The organism is Pedobacter sp. NO84 (assembly GCF_059703915.1).
Window position 1 is genome coordinate 1,599,867 of record NZ_AP046575.1, and the last position, 14,255, is coordinate 1,614,121.

Genomic DNA, 14,255 nt, shown 5'->3' on the forward strand with positions numbered 1-14,255 from the left:
AGCTTTCAGCTTTTAGCTTTTAGCTAAAAAAATAATGAAAAAGAAAAGCAAACTCCAACCTACCATATTTGTAATATTTGGAGGCACGGGAGACTTAAACAAACGCAAATTAGCCCCTGCTCTATATAACTTGTTTACAGAGGGTTATATGCCAAGCCAATTTGCTATTATAGGCACAGGAAGAACCACATTTACCGACAAGAAATATCAAGAAGTGTTGTTAGAAAGTGTGAATGAGTTTTCTAGAAATGGCAAGGTAAAAAAAGACAGTTGGAACTCCTTTAGCGATAATGTTCGCTATTGTGCAACTGATATCAATAGTCCAAAAACTTTTGAAACCCTTAAAACAAGCATCGAGAAATATCAATCAGAATTTGGTGCAACTACGCAAATTATATATTACCTGGCAGTAGCTCCAAACTTCTTCCCACTTATTGCCGAATCACTGTGCAAATACAAACTAACACAGGATGTTGATAATAGTAGAATTGTAATAGAGAAACCTTTTGGCCATGATTTAGAAAGCGCAAAAGAGCTTAACGAACTATTAAGCGGGATATTTACCGAAAAACAGATCTACAGAATAGACCATTATCTTGGCAAAGAAACAGTGCAGAATATGATGGCCTTTCGTTTTGCCAATTCTCTATTCGAACCTTTGTGGAACAGATCCTACATAGAACACATCCAGATTTCGGTAACCGAACAATTGGGTGTTGGCGATCGAGGGGGTTATTATGAGGGCGCTGGCGCATTACGTGATATGATACAGAACCACCTATTGCAATTGCTTTGTTTAGTGGGCATGGAAGCTCCAATTAGCTTTGATGCCGATGAAATTAGAAATCGTAAAGTAGAAGTACTAAGAGCAATGCGTCCCTTTAAACCCGAAGAAATTAGTGGAAATACCGTTCGTGGTCAATATAGTAAAGGATGGGTTGAAGGAAAAGAGGTTCCAGGATACCGTCATGAAACTGGAGTTGATCCCGATTCGAACACCGAAACTTTCGCCGCCGTTAAATTCTTTATTGATAATTGGCGTTGGCAGGGCATCCCCTTCTATCTCAGAACCGGGAAACGGTTAAACCAAACTTCTTCTATCATTACCATACAATTTAAAGATGTTCCACATCATATTTTTTCGTCTGGAGCAACAGAAAGTTGGCAACAAAACCGGTTGGTGATTAGTATCCAACCAGAAATGAGCATTCGTTTGCAGGTGCAAGCCAAAAGACCAGGATTGAAAATGGTATTAAACCCCGTTGATATGGTGTTTGATTATAAGGGAACTTATGATGCGGATACGCCAGAAGCTTACGAAACCTTGTTGTTGGATGTAATGACGGGTGATCAGACCTTGTTTATGCGTGGCGATCAGGTTGAAGCAGCGTGGGAATTGGTAATGCCAATTATTGACACATGGGAAAGTAAAAAGTCGTTGGGTTTTCCAAATTATTCTGCCGATAGCTGGGGGCCAGAAAGCGCTGAGGCCCTAATTGCAAAAGACGGATATCATTGGTTTACCTTGCCGTTGAAAGAAGATAAGGAGTAGAGATAAGCGATAGGCGTTTGGCGATTACGCATCCTAAAGGCTCTACGCCCTTCGCTCCACGCCAAACAAATTAATCTTATGAACCTAAGAATATTCAAAACAATTGATGAGTTAAACGAGAGTTTGGCCAATTATGTAATCGAAATTGCCAATAAAGCCATTTCAATAAATGGGCGCTTTAATTTTGTATTAACTGGTGGAAGTTCGCCAAAAGTGCTTTATAAGAATTTAGCAACGCTTTACCGTGATCGAACCGATTGGTCGAAAGTTTTTTTCTTTATTGGGGATGAACGCAATGTTTTGCCAAACCATAAAGACTATAATGGCCTTATGGCGAAAGAAACAATGTTAAATGAACTAGAGATAGCAAACGATCATATTTTTCTGGTAGATACTACACTTGAGCCTTTAGAGGCCGCTAAAGCATATAAAAAAGTATTGGATGCTCATTTCAATAACGAACCCATTATTTTCGACCTCATTCTTTTAGGTATGGGCGATGATGCACATACTGCCTCCATATTTCCACATACCGATATAGTAAACAACTCTGAAGAAAATGTTTGTGCAGTATGGGTCGAAAAATTAAGCACCTTTAGAATAAGCCTAACCGCACCTTTAATTAATAAAGCCAAACATGTTGCATTTATTACTTACGGAGAAAGCAAAGCGGAAGCGCTTAAACATGTTATTGGTGATGAGCAAAAAGACTATTCAACTTATCCAGCGCAGCTGATTAAGCCCGTTAATGGAACTTTAGACTGGTTTACCGATGAAAAAGCAGCCAATTTTTTGGGTATGTAACGCCCTCATTTATTGATTTGTCCATGGATTTATTTAGTAGTGAAATAGACGTTTTTAAAAATCTGCTTCCTAAGGATGGAACCGTAAACTATTATGGCAAAATAATGCCCCACGAAAGTGCACAGCGGTATTACACGCTCTTATTAGAAACCATCGAGTGGAAAAACGATGAAGCTGTGATTTTTGGAAAACACATTTTAACCAAAAGAAAAGTTGCTTGGTATGCAGACGAAACTTTTTCTTACACCTATTCTAATGTAACCAAACAAGCCTTATTATGGACAAAAGAGCTGCTGGAATTAAAAGCGCTATGTGAGCAGGCAAGTGGAGAAACCTATAATTCTTGCCTTCTCAATTTATATCACAATGGTGATGAAGGTATGGCCTGGCATAGCGATGGAGAAAAAGACCTGAAAAAGAATGGTGCGATTGCCTCTTTAAGCTTTGGTGCGGTAAGAAAATTCTCTTTTAAACATAAACAGACCAAGGAACGGATTTCGTTAACCTTAGAAAATGGAAGTTTATTAGTGATGAAAGATAACACCCAAACCCATTGGCTGCATCGCTTGCCTCCTACAAAATTAACCCATCAGCCAAGAATTAATTTAACTTTTAGAACGATTGAAAGGATTAGCAAATTAGCTAATTGATTAATTAGCTAATTAAATTCTCTTCGATCAATAAATTGATAATTCCATCAACCAGACCTACTTTAGGCACATAAATTTGCTTCACCCCTGTCCATTTCATTAGGGTTAAATAAATTTCACAAGCGGGAATAATTACATCTGCCCGATCCTGGTTAAGCTTCATTTTGGTGATCCGCTCCTTTAACGAGTAAGAATTTAACTCTTTATAAAGTGAATTTAATTTCATGTAGGTTAACGGAAGGTCTTCTTTTTCGTCAGACATCCGGAATAATTTATTGATATTTCCACCGGTTCCGATACCTGCCAGGTTTTTAAGCCCTCTGGTTTGCTCTTTAACCCAATCTCTCATTTCATCCCAGGTTTCTGCCTTATCTTGGTTATCCAATATCCGAATAGTACCAATATTAAATGATTTTGAGGCCACAAGCTGCTTACTTACAAAAACAGAAAGTTCTGTACTACCTCCACCCACGTCGATATAGAGATAGCTTTTGTTTGGATCCAGATTTTGTTCTATATGATTGGCGTAAATAATGTTTGCTTCACGTTGTCCTTCTATAATTTCTAGATCAATAAACGCATCATTTTTAACTTTTTCGATAATTTCTTTTCCGTTTTCAGCCTCTCGCATGGCGGAAGTGGCGCAAGCCAAGTACTTTGTAACCTGATACACGTCCATTAGATTTCTAAAAGCGGTCATAGTTTTTACTAGATCAACCATTTTTTTGGGAGAGATCTGGTGATCTAAAAAAGCATCATCGCCCAAGCGTAAAGGCACCCGAACCAACGTATTTTTCTTATAGGTATATCCTTTTTCGTTCTGGATTATATCGGCTATTAACAACCTAACAGCATTCGAGCCAATGTCTATGGCGGCGTATCTCAACATGGGCTATTGATGTTTATTTTTAAGGTAATGATAGGTTTGAACTTGCGCCCTAACCTTTGCATTTAAACGATTCCTATGGTATTTATTGTTATTTAATTTATTAATGTCGCGAGCTTTAACATTATCCTGAAGTTGAAATTCGATGATATCCCTTATTTCCTGCTTTACCTGCACATCTAAAACCGGAAAACCTACTTCTACCCTATGCTCAAAATTCCTGCTCATTAAATCGGCAGATGAAAGAAACATTTCCTCTTTTCCGTTATTACCAAAAATAAATACCCTAGCATGCTCTAAAAACTTATCAATAATACTTATTACCGTAATGTTTTCACTAAATCCTGGCACTCCAGGCACTAAACAGCAGATGCCCCTAACTATGAGTTTAATCTGAACACCCGCATTGGAGGCTTCATAAAGCAATTCAACAATACCTTCATCGGCTAAACTGTTTACTTTAAGGATTAAATACGCTGGTTTTTTTGCTTTAGCAAACTTGATTTCTCTGTTAATCAAGGCATATATTTTATTTCTTGATTCTAAAGGGGAGACGATCAGATGCTTAAAATCTTTAGCCACTGATTTTTTATTTAGGGCATTAAACAACTTTAGCAGATCTGTTGTAATTTCTTTCTTGGCCGTGAAAATACTGTGATCACAATAGATTCTAGCTGTTTTTTCGTTAAAATTACCAGTCGCCAAATTGGCATAGTAAACAGCCCTACCTTTCTCCATTCGTTTAACTAAACAAATTTTAGAATGAACTTTGTAATCGGTTAACCCATAGTTAACGTTTACCCCTTCTTCCATCAATCTATTTGTCCAAAAAATATTGGCTTTTTCATCAAAACGTGCCTTTAACTCTACCACACAGTTTACTTTTTTACCATTTTTTGCAGCATTAATTAAGGTATTGATCACCTTAGAGTTTTCCGCGAGCCTGTAAAGGGTGATATTAATTTCGGTAACTTTTGGATCAATAGCTGCTTCCCTTAAAAATAGAATGATGTAGTCGTATGATTGATAAGGTAAATTAATGAGGTAATCCCGTTCAGATAGTTTATTGAAAATACTTTCGGTACTGTGCAATCCTTTTACTTTCAATGGTTCTACGGCAGGATATTCCAACTCGGGCGAACCCACGTTAGGAAAAGCGATAAAATCCCCAAAACGATGGTAGCGATTACCCGGAATTAAGCCTTCTGCCTCTATTTTGAGCTTACTAACCAGTACACTCAACATTTCGAATGGCATTTCGGTGTCGTAAAGCAAACGCATTGGCTTACCTTTTTTACGCTTATCCAGGCTAGTTTTGAGTTCTTCTATAAATTTATCGCTAATATTCTTATCGATATCCAATTCTGCATCTCTGGTTAACTGGATAGAAAACGCATCGATCTGGTCGTAGTTGAATATGTAGAAAATATCGTCCAAACAGTACTTTACGATATCCTCTGCCATGATGATAAATTTCAGATCATTAGTTTCTGGCAGTACTAAAAAGCGGGGCAAATTTTCTGGAAGTTCAATCAGCGCGTATTTTTCGCTCTTTTTGCCGGATTTTTTTATCAATCTGACAAAGAAATACAGGTATTTATCTTTTAATTCGGGAAAAGGATCTTCCAAATTGAGCAATATTGGTACGAGGTTGGAAAGGATTTTAGACCGGAAATGGTTTCTTACAAATTCGCCCCTGGTTACGTTGAGCTGGGTATCATTGAGTATGAAAATTCTATTCTGGGCAAGCTCATTAATCAAGGTGGCCTGAAAAAGATTTTCGAATTTGCGCTCGTGTTTTACAACAATATTCTTGATTTCATTTAATACCTTTTTGGGATTAAAGCCAAGTAAGGCCTTAGCTTTGTCGTTTAGGTTAACCAATCTGCTCAAGGTGGCCACCCTAATGCGATAGAATTCTTCCAGATTTGAGGAAAAAATAGACAGAAATCGAATGCGTTCAATTAATGGAACAGTCTCGTCTGCAGCTTCCTGCAAAACCCGTTCATTAAAATATAGCCAACTTATTTCTCTATTTAAAAATGGAAATTTCTTCTTAGCCATTGGCTCTATGCATTTTTTTTGCCCATCCGATAAACCTCACCCGATGAATAACGATTAAATTAAAAAAATCTCCAGAATAATCTGGAGATTTTCAAAGCTGCAAATTTTACTGTTAAGTTAATGTTAATTAATAGCTAATTACGCAGGTTAATTTACTTTTTAGGTGTAGTATTCTTTTTTGCGGGGATGGCTTTGGTGGTTACTTTTTTAACAGGATTATTACTCACCGCTTTTACTACGGCTTTTTTTTCCTGTCCAGATGGCAGATTAGCACTGCTCGTTGTTTTTGATTTGGTTGCCATGGCTCTATTTTTTGAGGGTTTAATTGCAGCTTTAGCTTTCTGTGCGGTTGCGATACCTTCTACCTTTACACTAGTAGCCACCGGTTTTGCTTTCTTAACTGCCTTTTTAACCACTTTGGTTACCGACTTATCTACTTTTTTCATCAGTTTAGAAGCGTCTTTTTTAGCTAATTTTACCTTTTTTACGGCCAAGTTTCTGGTTGAAATCGCCGTATCATCAATTTTATTCTCAACAGAAGCCTTTACTTCTCGGTACTTCTTGGCTAATTTCCTTGCGGCAACCTTGCTTAATTTGGCAATATCTTCGGCAATAAGCTCGGCATTATGGCCAAGACCTTTTACAGCTTCTAAAAATCTTTCGGTTAAATTATGTTCAATATGCTTTTTAACCGCCTTTTTAACTGCTTTTTTCTGAGGTTTAATTTTATTGGTTTTCATATATTTTTTTGCGTTTTTTGTTTGTTATAATAGAATATATTAAATCTAATTAATTTTATCCATTAAAAACAATCATGCCAACTTTTGATATCGTAAGCAAAGTAGATGCGCAAACTTTAGATAACGCCATAAACAATGCAAAAAAAGAGATTTTAAACCGTTATGACTTTAACGGTTCAAAGAGTACAGTAGAGCTCGACAAAAAAACAAATATCATCACTATCGTAACTGAAGACGATATGCGTTTAAAAGCAATAACGGATTCTATCATCTCTCGTATGGTAAAACAAAATTTAGACCCAAAAAGTTTGGATTTCAAAAAAGAACATGCCGCTTCTGGGAATATGATCAGAAAAGAAGTTGAGATTAAACAGGGGATTGACAAAGAAGCAGCAAAGAAAATTGTAGCAAAGATAAAGGCAAGCAACCCCAAGGTTCAAGCGTCAATTATGGACGATCAACTCAGGGTGCAAAGTAAAAATATAGATGATCTTCAAAAAGTAATTGCGCTGTGTAAAAGTGAAGATTTTGGATTGCCTTTGCAGTTTATAAACATGAGAAATTAATTAGCTAATTCACTAATTTGCTAATTAGCTATAATATGGAAATCATCGAAAACGGATTTATCTTTTCAGACGACAGCAATTTAATTGATGCAAAAACAGTTCATCGCTATTTAAGTGAAGAATCGTATTGGGCAAAAGGAATTCCTTTTGAAATCGTAAAAAGATCGATCGCAAATTCTTTATGTTTCGGAGTTTATAAAGACGAAAAACAAATAGGTTTTGCGCGATGGGTTACAGATCGTGCTACATTCGCTTATTTATGCGATGTGTATATCGAAATACCCTTTCGGGGTCTGGGTCTATCTAAAAAATTAATGTCGCTGATGATGTTCCACCCTGATCTTCAAGGATTAAGAACTTACACGTTAGGTACATTAGACGCCCATGGGCTTTACGAACAATTTGGTTTTAAATCTTTAGCCGCCCCTGAGAGAAGGATGGAGATTGTGATGAAAGATATTTACTTAACCATGGAAGATGGAATAGGTAATATGGAAGATGGACTTTAGTGTTAGGTTACATTTTCGATCTTACATCAATATCTGTACATGTAAAATGGAAATAGGATAAAAAGTGCATTTTTGCCACATTTTCCGTCTTCCATCTTCCATTTTACATTCTTTTACAGTTTATTCTTCTTAACCCCTTCTTTCGTAATCTTAACTGGTACGATTAATCCATTTTCATCAAATTTCATTTCATCGATACAGGTTACGCGATGGTTACCATCTGTTTCGCCTAATGGCCTGCGGTGGTACACGATATACCAAAGATCTTTTTTCTCGTCGCGGATTACAGAGTGATGACCTGCTCCTGTAGCTATAGATGGATCCTGTTTTAAGATCCTGTCGATTCTTTTAAAAGGTCCCATCGGAGAATCTGCCATGGCATAAGCCACATAATAATCAGGGCCTGTCCACCCACCTTCACTCCACATGAAATAGTATTTTCCATTTCTAATGAACATAAATGGACCTTCTACATATCCTTCTGGAGTGATTTCCTTAAAGATAGAACCATCAGCATGAGGAACAAATCCGGTAAAATCTGAATTTAATTTGGCGATATTACAGTGCGACCAGCCCCCATAAATCAAATAATATTGATTGTCTTTATCCTTAAAAACAAATTGGTCGATCGGTTGTGCTTTATTGTAGAATTTATCAACTAAAGGTTTACCCAAGTAATCTTTAAATGGTCCCTCGGGTTTATTGGCCACCGCTACGCCAATTCCTCCAATTTCCTGATCGCTCTGAATGTCATTGGCACCAAAAAATAAATAATACCTTCCATCTTTTTTTGTAATGGATGGAGCCCACATCGCTTTTTTAGCCCACTTAATACTTGAGGTATCGATTATCTTTTCGTGCTTAGTCCATGTAATCAAGTCTTTGGATGAAAAAGCATCCATAAACACCTGCTCCTTATATTTTGCAGAATAGGTAGGATAAATCCAATAGGTTTTGCCAAAAATTTGTGCCTCGGGATCTGCATACCATCCCGGGAAAACCGGATTGCCCGATGTTTGGGCGTTGGTAAACAAGGGTATGGCTAGAAATAGAATGAGGCCAGTGCGTAAGAGTTTCATACTGCAAGATAATAAAGATTTGCCACCTATATCAAAAAAATCACCACCTTAGACACCTGAGAAACCTTAGAATATGATGTAACAATAATGACCGTCAGACGGCAACTGAGGTGCCTAAGGTGTCTTAGGTGGTGAGAAAAGTATATTCACCCCCCCCCTTTTTCAGACACTACAACTCCCAGCTTTTAACCCAGTCTTCTTGTTCCTTCCCCGTAAGAAAAGTCCATGCTACGATCCTGGTAATTTTATTTCCTGTAACCATATCATTGGTCCTTGTTTCGGTTACTCCGGCCCGTTTAAGCATAGCATAGACTGCATCAAGGTGTTCACTTTTTGAGATTAGACTGGTAAACCACAAACACTGGTCTTTGTATAATTTACTTTCGACTATCATTGTACCAACAAAGGATACTTCTCCCCCTTCAGTCCATAATTCGCTGCCCTGACCACCGAAATTGAGTACTGGTTTTGAATAATTTTTATTTCCCAAATTACGTACCTTTCTTTGCGAACCTAGCAAAGCTTCCTCTGCGGATGCATGAAAAGGGGGGTTACAGATTACAAGATCGAAATGCTCTTCCTTATGGATAATAGTTGCAAATATCTTTGTTTTATGGGGCTGAAATCTAATGTCGACTGCCTTTCTTAACGATGGATTAACTTCAACGATATGTTTTGCGTTGCGAACCGCAAGTTCATCAATTTCAGAACCTACGAAACGCCAACCGTATTCTTGGTGACCAATAATCGGATAAACACAATTTGCTCCAGTGCCAATATCTAACACCTTGATCTTATTCCCCCTTGGGATATTTTTGCTGTTACCAGAGCTTAGTAGATCAGCCGCGTAATGCAAGTAATCGGCCCTGCCGGGGATTGGTGGGCAAAGAAATCCATCGGGAATATCCCAAAATTGAATAGCATAAAAGTGATTCAGTAATGCTTTATTTAAAGTTTTAACTGCTAAGGGATCAGCAAAATCAATAGATTCATCACCATATTTATTCACCGAAACAAAGACTCCCAATTCGGCGCAAGAATTGATCAATGCTTTAAAATCATATCTAGATCGATGTTTGTTGCGCGGATGGAGCGTATTCTTATCAGGGGCAGGTTTCATTAAGCAGTTTTTACATCCTCTTCACTGTAATCCTTGATATCAGTTATGTAACCATTAGTTAACAAAAATTCAAATAATGGTTTAGCATCGGGAGTAACCGGCATATTAGCCGTAGAAATTACCGTATTGCTTTCCTTATCTAAAAATGGATAGGCAAATAGCTTTACGTTTTTGGTAAACATATCGCTTACATAAGCTAAAAGCTGACTTGAATAATTTTCGCCAAAGTTGCTTGAATTAAACACGAATTTAAGGTTATTGATGTTTGTAGAAATCCCCACACTTTTTGGCTTACAACGATCCAAATATTTCGCTAATCGGTTATGGCGCGTGAAGTTAGAAACAATAACTAAGTTGCCTGTTTTGCACATATCTTCGGCTCTTTTGGCTACAGCTTCCAAATCGATATCATCAGGTGTTTCCTGTTCGTCTGTGAGCACATTTGTTAGTAGTACCTCAATCATAACGCTTAAATTTCCAGGCTCTACGTGATTGGTCCTTACAAATTGTTCAGTTGCTTTATTGAACAAGTTAAAATTGGGATTCGATTTCTGACCATATTTGGTACGCAAAATCATGATATCTTTCTTGTAGAGTAAATCTTTTGCCTGGCGGGGATGTCCATCTACATCAAATATGGCCGCTGCCGAAAAGTCTTTCATGATTAGGTAAAGGTTTAACAAGGTGTTGTTTACCTCTCCAAATGCCGGTCCTTTAACAGAGATCAAATCAATTTCTACCGAACCAACAGTTAAATTATCTGCAAGAGATTCGATCATTATTTTTAGATCAGACTGAAAATAAAATGCGGCATAGATCAAGTTTACCCCGATAATACCCAACACACGTTGTTGCATATTTACGTCGGTATCCAACAAACGAATATGAAAAAAGATTTCATTTGCCAATCCTCCTGGTTCATTTTGGAACCGGATCCCAACCCAACCGTGAGGCTCATTGGTACGTTTAAAGTTGAGTGTGGTTACGGTATCAGCAAATGCAAAGAACGTTCGGCTCTCGTATTTTTCTCCAGACAACCGTTCATTTAACAAACCAAATTCGTGGTCGAGCATTCTTAAAAGTCTATTCTGACTTACATATCTTCCAGAAGCTTCGGCACCATAAATGGCATCACTAAATGTCATATCATAGGCCGACATCGTCTTAGCAACGGTTCCTGAAGCAGCACCAGCAGTAAAAAAATTACGAGCAACTTCCTGTCCAGCACCTATTTCAGCAAAAGTTCCGTAAATTTTTTCGTTAAGGTTTATTTTTAATGCTTTTCGTTTCGTATCTAAGATTTCTCTTTCCATGATACAAAAATAGCAAAATCGTTCATTAGTTCATTAGTTCATTTTTGCAATACGTCTACTACTGAACAAGTGAACAAATGAGCTAATAAACTAAAAAAGCGGCAAGAAAATGAAAAGCGTATGGCCTAAAGCGGTTGGTTCGCTTATCGCAAAACGTTTGCCCATTAACGCAAAAAAAAAGGAGCTCCATCATCCAATGGGCTCCTTTTAACCTTAAAACTAAAATCACTCAACTTATTAAACTTACAAAGTTTCCGAGCCCAAGAGCATCAAAGACTTCGTAAATTTCCTTTTAAGACACTACAATCTCTTTATGCGCTGGTTTTGCTCCGTCTTTAACAATGGTAATATTTAACACTCCATTGATATATGCTGCGCTAATTTTATCAGTATCTATACCTTCTGGCAAAACAAACGATCTTGCGAAAGAGGTATAGTTAAATTCTTTACGGGTATAATCTTTTTGTGTTTCGGTTTCGGCTGCTTTTTTCTCTACCCATACAGAAAGATTATTTTTCTTAAGATCAATCTTAAAATCTTCCTTGTCTAAACCAGGGGCAGCCAGTTCAATTTTATATTCCTCCGTACCTTCATAGATATTTACGTTAGGCACCTTATTAACACCATAGTTTTTATTCAATGCCTCACTAAACAAAGAATCAAAAACATTGTTAAAGTATGGTGCTGTGTTACGGGTTTTGTTGTTAAATTTTACTAAAGTCATTTTTATATCCTCCGTTATTATTTTTTAAATTATAATTGTTCATATTCAAACCCCATTCCAAACCAAATAAATATGTTTTTTAAGTCATTTTGGCGCAAAAAAGAAAGTGAATCAGACAAAAAGTCAGTTGTTGTTAGTCATACTGACGATTTTAAGTATAGAACAATCATAGAGAAGCGATTTGCAGATCTGGATATGATGGGCCATGTTAACAATGCAGTTATTTCACCTACATGGAGATTGGAAGAACAAAATATTGGAAACATGCCATTAATTGGAATTGGGAAGCTACAGGGGTTATTATTGGCCGGGCATCCATTGATTACATCATGCCTATTTTTCTAGATGATAAAGTGAGTATGTATGTACGCACGTCGCGGATAGGCAATACCAGTTTTGATCTTGAATATCTTATCGTTAAAGATGTTAACGGTAAAGAAATTATTTGTAGCAGAGGTAAAACGGTCTGTGTTGCATTTGATTACAACTTAAAAAAACCTGCAGCCATTCCTACTAAAGAAAGAAATAAGATGATGGAGTTTGAACAATTAATAGCTGATTAGCTAATGTTGGGCAATATAACTTAACTCTACAAACGAACTACCCACCTCACCTTTCATAATGGGGTTCAGCTTTGTAATCCCAACTTTTGCACTACGAAGATGTGGATATTTAGCATTCAATGAGTTAAGAATGTTTTTAACCACGGTTTCCAATAGTTTTTGGGTCTGTTTCATTTCTGCACTGATAACCTCATTTATAATTTCATAATTTACAGTTGCAGAAATATCTTCCGTTTCGCCCGATGGCACAAAAGTTACAACTGCATCCACTAAAAAGTGATTTCCTATAAGCTGTTCTTCAGGATAAAATCCATGAAATGCATAAAATTTAACGTCTCTTAATGCAACGGTCTGTATAAACATTCGGTTTAAATTATTTAAAGCAACAATTTGCGTTAAAATTAAATTTTTACACGGTTTTAACTAGTCATTACACTAAATTATTACCTTTGGTTTCGACCTATTAATCCTTCAAATATAGTGTAAAACATGAACAAATCAACCAAGAAAGACCTTTATGAAGCCCCAGATTATTACTTATTGGATGAACTTTTATCAGAAGAACATTTATTAATTCGCTCAAGTGTAAGGGATTGGGTAAAAAAGGAAGTGAGCCCAATAATCGAAGATTTTGCACAACGGGCAGAATTTCCCAAACATTTAATTAAAGGACTGGGTGAAATTGGCGCGTTTGGACCAACAATTCCAGTTGAATATGGTGGGGCCGGATTGGATTATACTGCATATGGGATTATTATGCAAGAAATAGAGCGCGGTGATTCGGGTATCCGCTCTACAGCCTCAGTACAAGGTTCATTGGTTATGTACCCTATTTATGCCTATGGAACCGAAGAGCAACGCAAAAAATACTTACCTAAGCTAGCCACAGGCGAATTAATGGGCTGTTTTGGTTTAACAGAACCTGATCATGGTTCAAATCCTGGCGGGATGGTAACCAACGTCAAAGACAAAGGAGATCATTACCTGCTAAACGGCGCAAAAATGTGGATTTCTAATGCGCCCTTTGCTGATATCGCGGTGGTTTGGGCTAAAGATGAGGAGGGAAAAATAAGAGGAATGGTAGTTGAACGTGGCATGGAGGGATTTACTACCCCAGAAACCCATGGAAAATGGAGTTTAAGGGCCTCAGCTACCGGAGAGCTTGTTTTCGATAATGTAAGAGTTCCAAAAGAAAATATTTTTCCTGATATTAAAGGACTAAAAGGCCCTTTGGGCTGTTTAAACCAAGCTCGATACGGCATTGCATGGGGAGCGCTAGGAGCAGCGATGGATTGTTACGATACTGCACTACGCTACTCGAAAGAACGGGTTCAGTTTGGTAGACCAATAGGCGGATTTCAATTGCAACAAAAGAAACTGGCAGAAATGATCACAGAAATTACCAAAGGCCAGCTTTTAGTGTGGCGATTAGGCGTGTTAAAAAGTGAGAATAGAGCAAGTGCCGAACAAATTTCTATGGCGAAACGTAACAGTGTGGAAATTGCACTCGACATCGCAAGAAATGCCCGTCAGATGTTGGGCGGAATGGGCATTACGGGCGAATATTCGATTATGCGCCACATGATGAACCTAGAGTCTGTTGTTACCTATGAAGGAACTCATGATGTACATTTACTAATTACTGGCATGGATGTAACAGGACTAAACGCTTTTAAATAAATCTC

Annotated in this window: 15 protein-coding genes; 7 read left to right on the forward strand and 8 right to left on the reverse strand. The window is 37.4% G+C overall.

Going from position 1 to position 14,255, the window contains the following annotated elements; translation table 11 throughout:
- Positions 1-34 precede the first annotated feature (34 nt).
- The 3 genes from zwf to AC6H0V_RS06860 all read left to right on the forward strand — a co-directional run bounded on the left by zwf (position 35) and on the right by AC6H0V_RS06860 (position 3,006).
- The gene (zwf, locus tag AC6H0V_RS06850) at positions 35-1,552 is read left to right on the forward strand and encodes a glucose-6-phosphate dehydrogenase (RefSeq protein WP_497562974.1); all 1,518 of its coding nucleotides are present in this window, start codon (positions 35-37) and stop codon (positions 1,550-1,552) included.
- A gap of 78 nt (positions 1,553-1,630) precedes the next feature.
- Positions 1,631-2,356 (forward strand): 6-phosphogluconolactonase, encoded by a 726-nt coding sequence (gene pgl / locus AC6H0V_RS06855; RefSeq protein WP_497562975.1) that lies wholly within the window; start codon positions 1,631-1,633, stop codon positions 2,354-2,356.
- A gap of 23 nt (positions 2,357-2,379) precedes the next feature.
- Positions 2,380-3,006, forward strand: coding sequence for an alpha-ketoglutarate-dependent dioxygenase AlkB family protein (locus AC6H0V_RS06860; protein ID WP_497562976.1), 627 nt, complete (start codon positions 2,380-2,382; stop codon positions 3,004-3,006).
- A 4-nt stretch (positions 3,007-3,010) separates the two neighbouring features.
- On the opposite strand, the gene AC6H0V_RS06865 is transcribed toward AC6H0V_RS06860, so the two are convergent.
- From AC6H0V_RS06865 to AC6H0V_RS06875, 3 genes are all read right to left on the reverse strand, one after another.
- Positions 3,011-3,895, reverse strand: a complete 885-nt coding sequence (locus AC6H0V_RS06865; RefSeq protein ID WP_497562977.1) for a Ppx/GppA phosphatase family protein — start codon at positions 3,893-3,895, stop codon at positions 3,011-3,013.
- A 3-nt stretch (positions 3,896-3,898) separates the two neighbouring features.
- Positions 3,899-5,956: a polyphosphate kinase 1 gene (gene ppk1, locus AC6H0V_RS06870; protein WP_497562978.1), complete on the reverse strand. Its 2,058-nt coding sequence runs from the start codon at positions 5,954-5,956 to the stop codon at positions 3,899-3,901.
- 152 nt (positions 5,957-6,108) lie between these two features.
- On the reverse strand, positions 6,109-6,696 hold the full coding sequence (locus AC6H0V_RS06875) for a hypothetical protein (protein ID WP_497562979.1): 588 nt from the start codon (positions 6,694-6,696) through the stop codon (positions 6,109-6,111).
- Positions 6,697-6,770: 74 nt separating this feature from the next.
- On the opposite strand from AC6H0V_RS06875, the gene AC6H0V_RS06880 reads away from it, so the two are divergent.
- Complete coding sequence (locus AC6H0V_RS06880) at positions 6,771-7,262, forward strand: YajQ family cyclic di-GMP-binding protein (RefSeq protein WP_497562980.1); 492 nt, start codon at positions 6,771-6,773, stop codon at positions 7,260-7,262.
- 35 nt (positions 7,263-7,297) lie between these two features.
- Complete coding sequence (locus tag AC6H0V_RS06885; protein WP_497562981.1) at positions 7,298-7,771, forward strand: GNAT family N-acetyltransferase; 474 nt, start codon at positions 7,298-7,300, stop codon at positions 7,769-7,771.
- 113 nt (positions 7,772-7,884) lie between these two features.
- Here the strand turns inward: AC6H0V_RS06885 and AC6H0V_RS06890 are convergent, their stop codons facing one another.
- The 4 genes from AC6H0V_RS06890 to AC6H0V_RS06905 form a co-directional block, all read right to left on the reverse strand.
- Positions 7,885-8,850, reverse strand: coding sequence for a glycoside hydrolase family 43 protein (locus AC6H0V_RS06890; protein WP_497562982.1), 966 nt, complete (start codon positions 8,848-8,850; stop codon positions 7,885-7,887).
- A 169-nt stretch (positions 8,851-9,019) separates the two neighbouring features.
- Positions 9,020-9,970: a 23S rRNA (adenine(1618)-N(6))-methyltransferase RlmF gene (gene rlmF, locus AC6H0V_RS06895; RefSeq protein ID WP_497562983.1), complete on the reverse strand. Its 951-nt coding sequence runs from the start codon at positions 9,968-9,970 to the stop codon at positions 9,020-9,022.
- Positions 9,970-11,283, reverse strand: a complete 1,314-nt coding sequence (locus AC6H0V_RS06900) for a nicotinamide mononucleotide adenylyltransferase (RefSeq protein WP_497562984.1) — start codon at positions 11,281-11,283, stop codon at positions 9,970-9,972. The genes rlmF and AC6H0V_RS06900 overlap by 1 nt, the downstream gene beginning before the upstream one ends.
- Before the next feature lie 292 nt (positions 11,284-11,575).
- Entirely contained in the window at positions 11,576-12,007 is a 432-nt protein-coding gene (locus AC6H0V_RS06905; protein WP_497562985.1) for an Hsp20/alpha crystallin family protein, read from the reverse strand.
- 233 nt (positions 12,008-12,240) lie between these two features.
- On the opposite strand from AC6H0V_RS06905, the gene AC6H0V_RS06910 reads away from it, so the two are divergent.
- Positions 12,241-12,570 (forward strand): acyl-CoA thioesterase, encoded by a 330-nt coding sequence (locus tag AC6H0V_RS06910; RefSeq protein WP_497562986.1) that lies wholly within the window; start codon positions 12,241-12,243, stop codon positions 12,568-12,570.
- On the opposite strand, the gene AC6H0V_RS06915 is transcribed toward AC6H0V_RS06910, so the two are convergent.
- The gene (locus tag AC6H0V_RS06915; protein WP_497562987.1) at positions 12,571-12,933 is read right to left on the reverse strand and encodes a dihydroneopterin aldolase; all 363 of its coding nucleotides are present in this window, start codon (positions 12,931-12,933) and stop codon (positions 12,571-12,573) included.
- A gap of 126 nt (positions 12,934-13,059) precedes the next feature.
- Between AC6H0V_RS06915 and AC6H0V_RS06920 the strand changes: the two genes are divergently transcribed.
- Positions 13,060-14,250, forward strand: a complete 1,191-nt coding sequence (locus AC6H0V_RS06920; RefSeq protein ID WP_497562988.1) for an acyl-CoA dehydrogenase family protein — start codon at positions 13,060-13,062, stop codon at positions 14,248-14,250.
- The last annotated feature ends 5 nt before the right edge of the window (positions 14,251-14,255 follow it).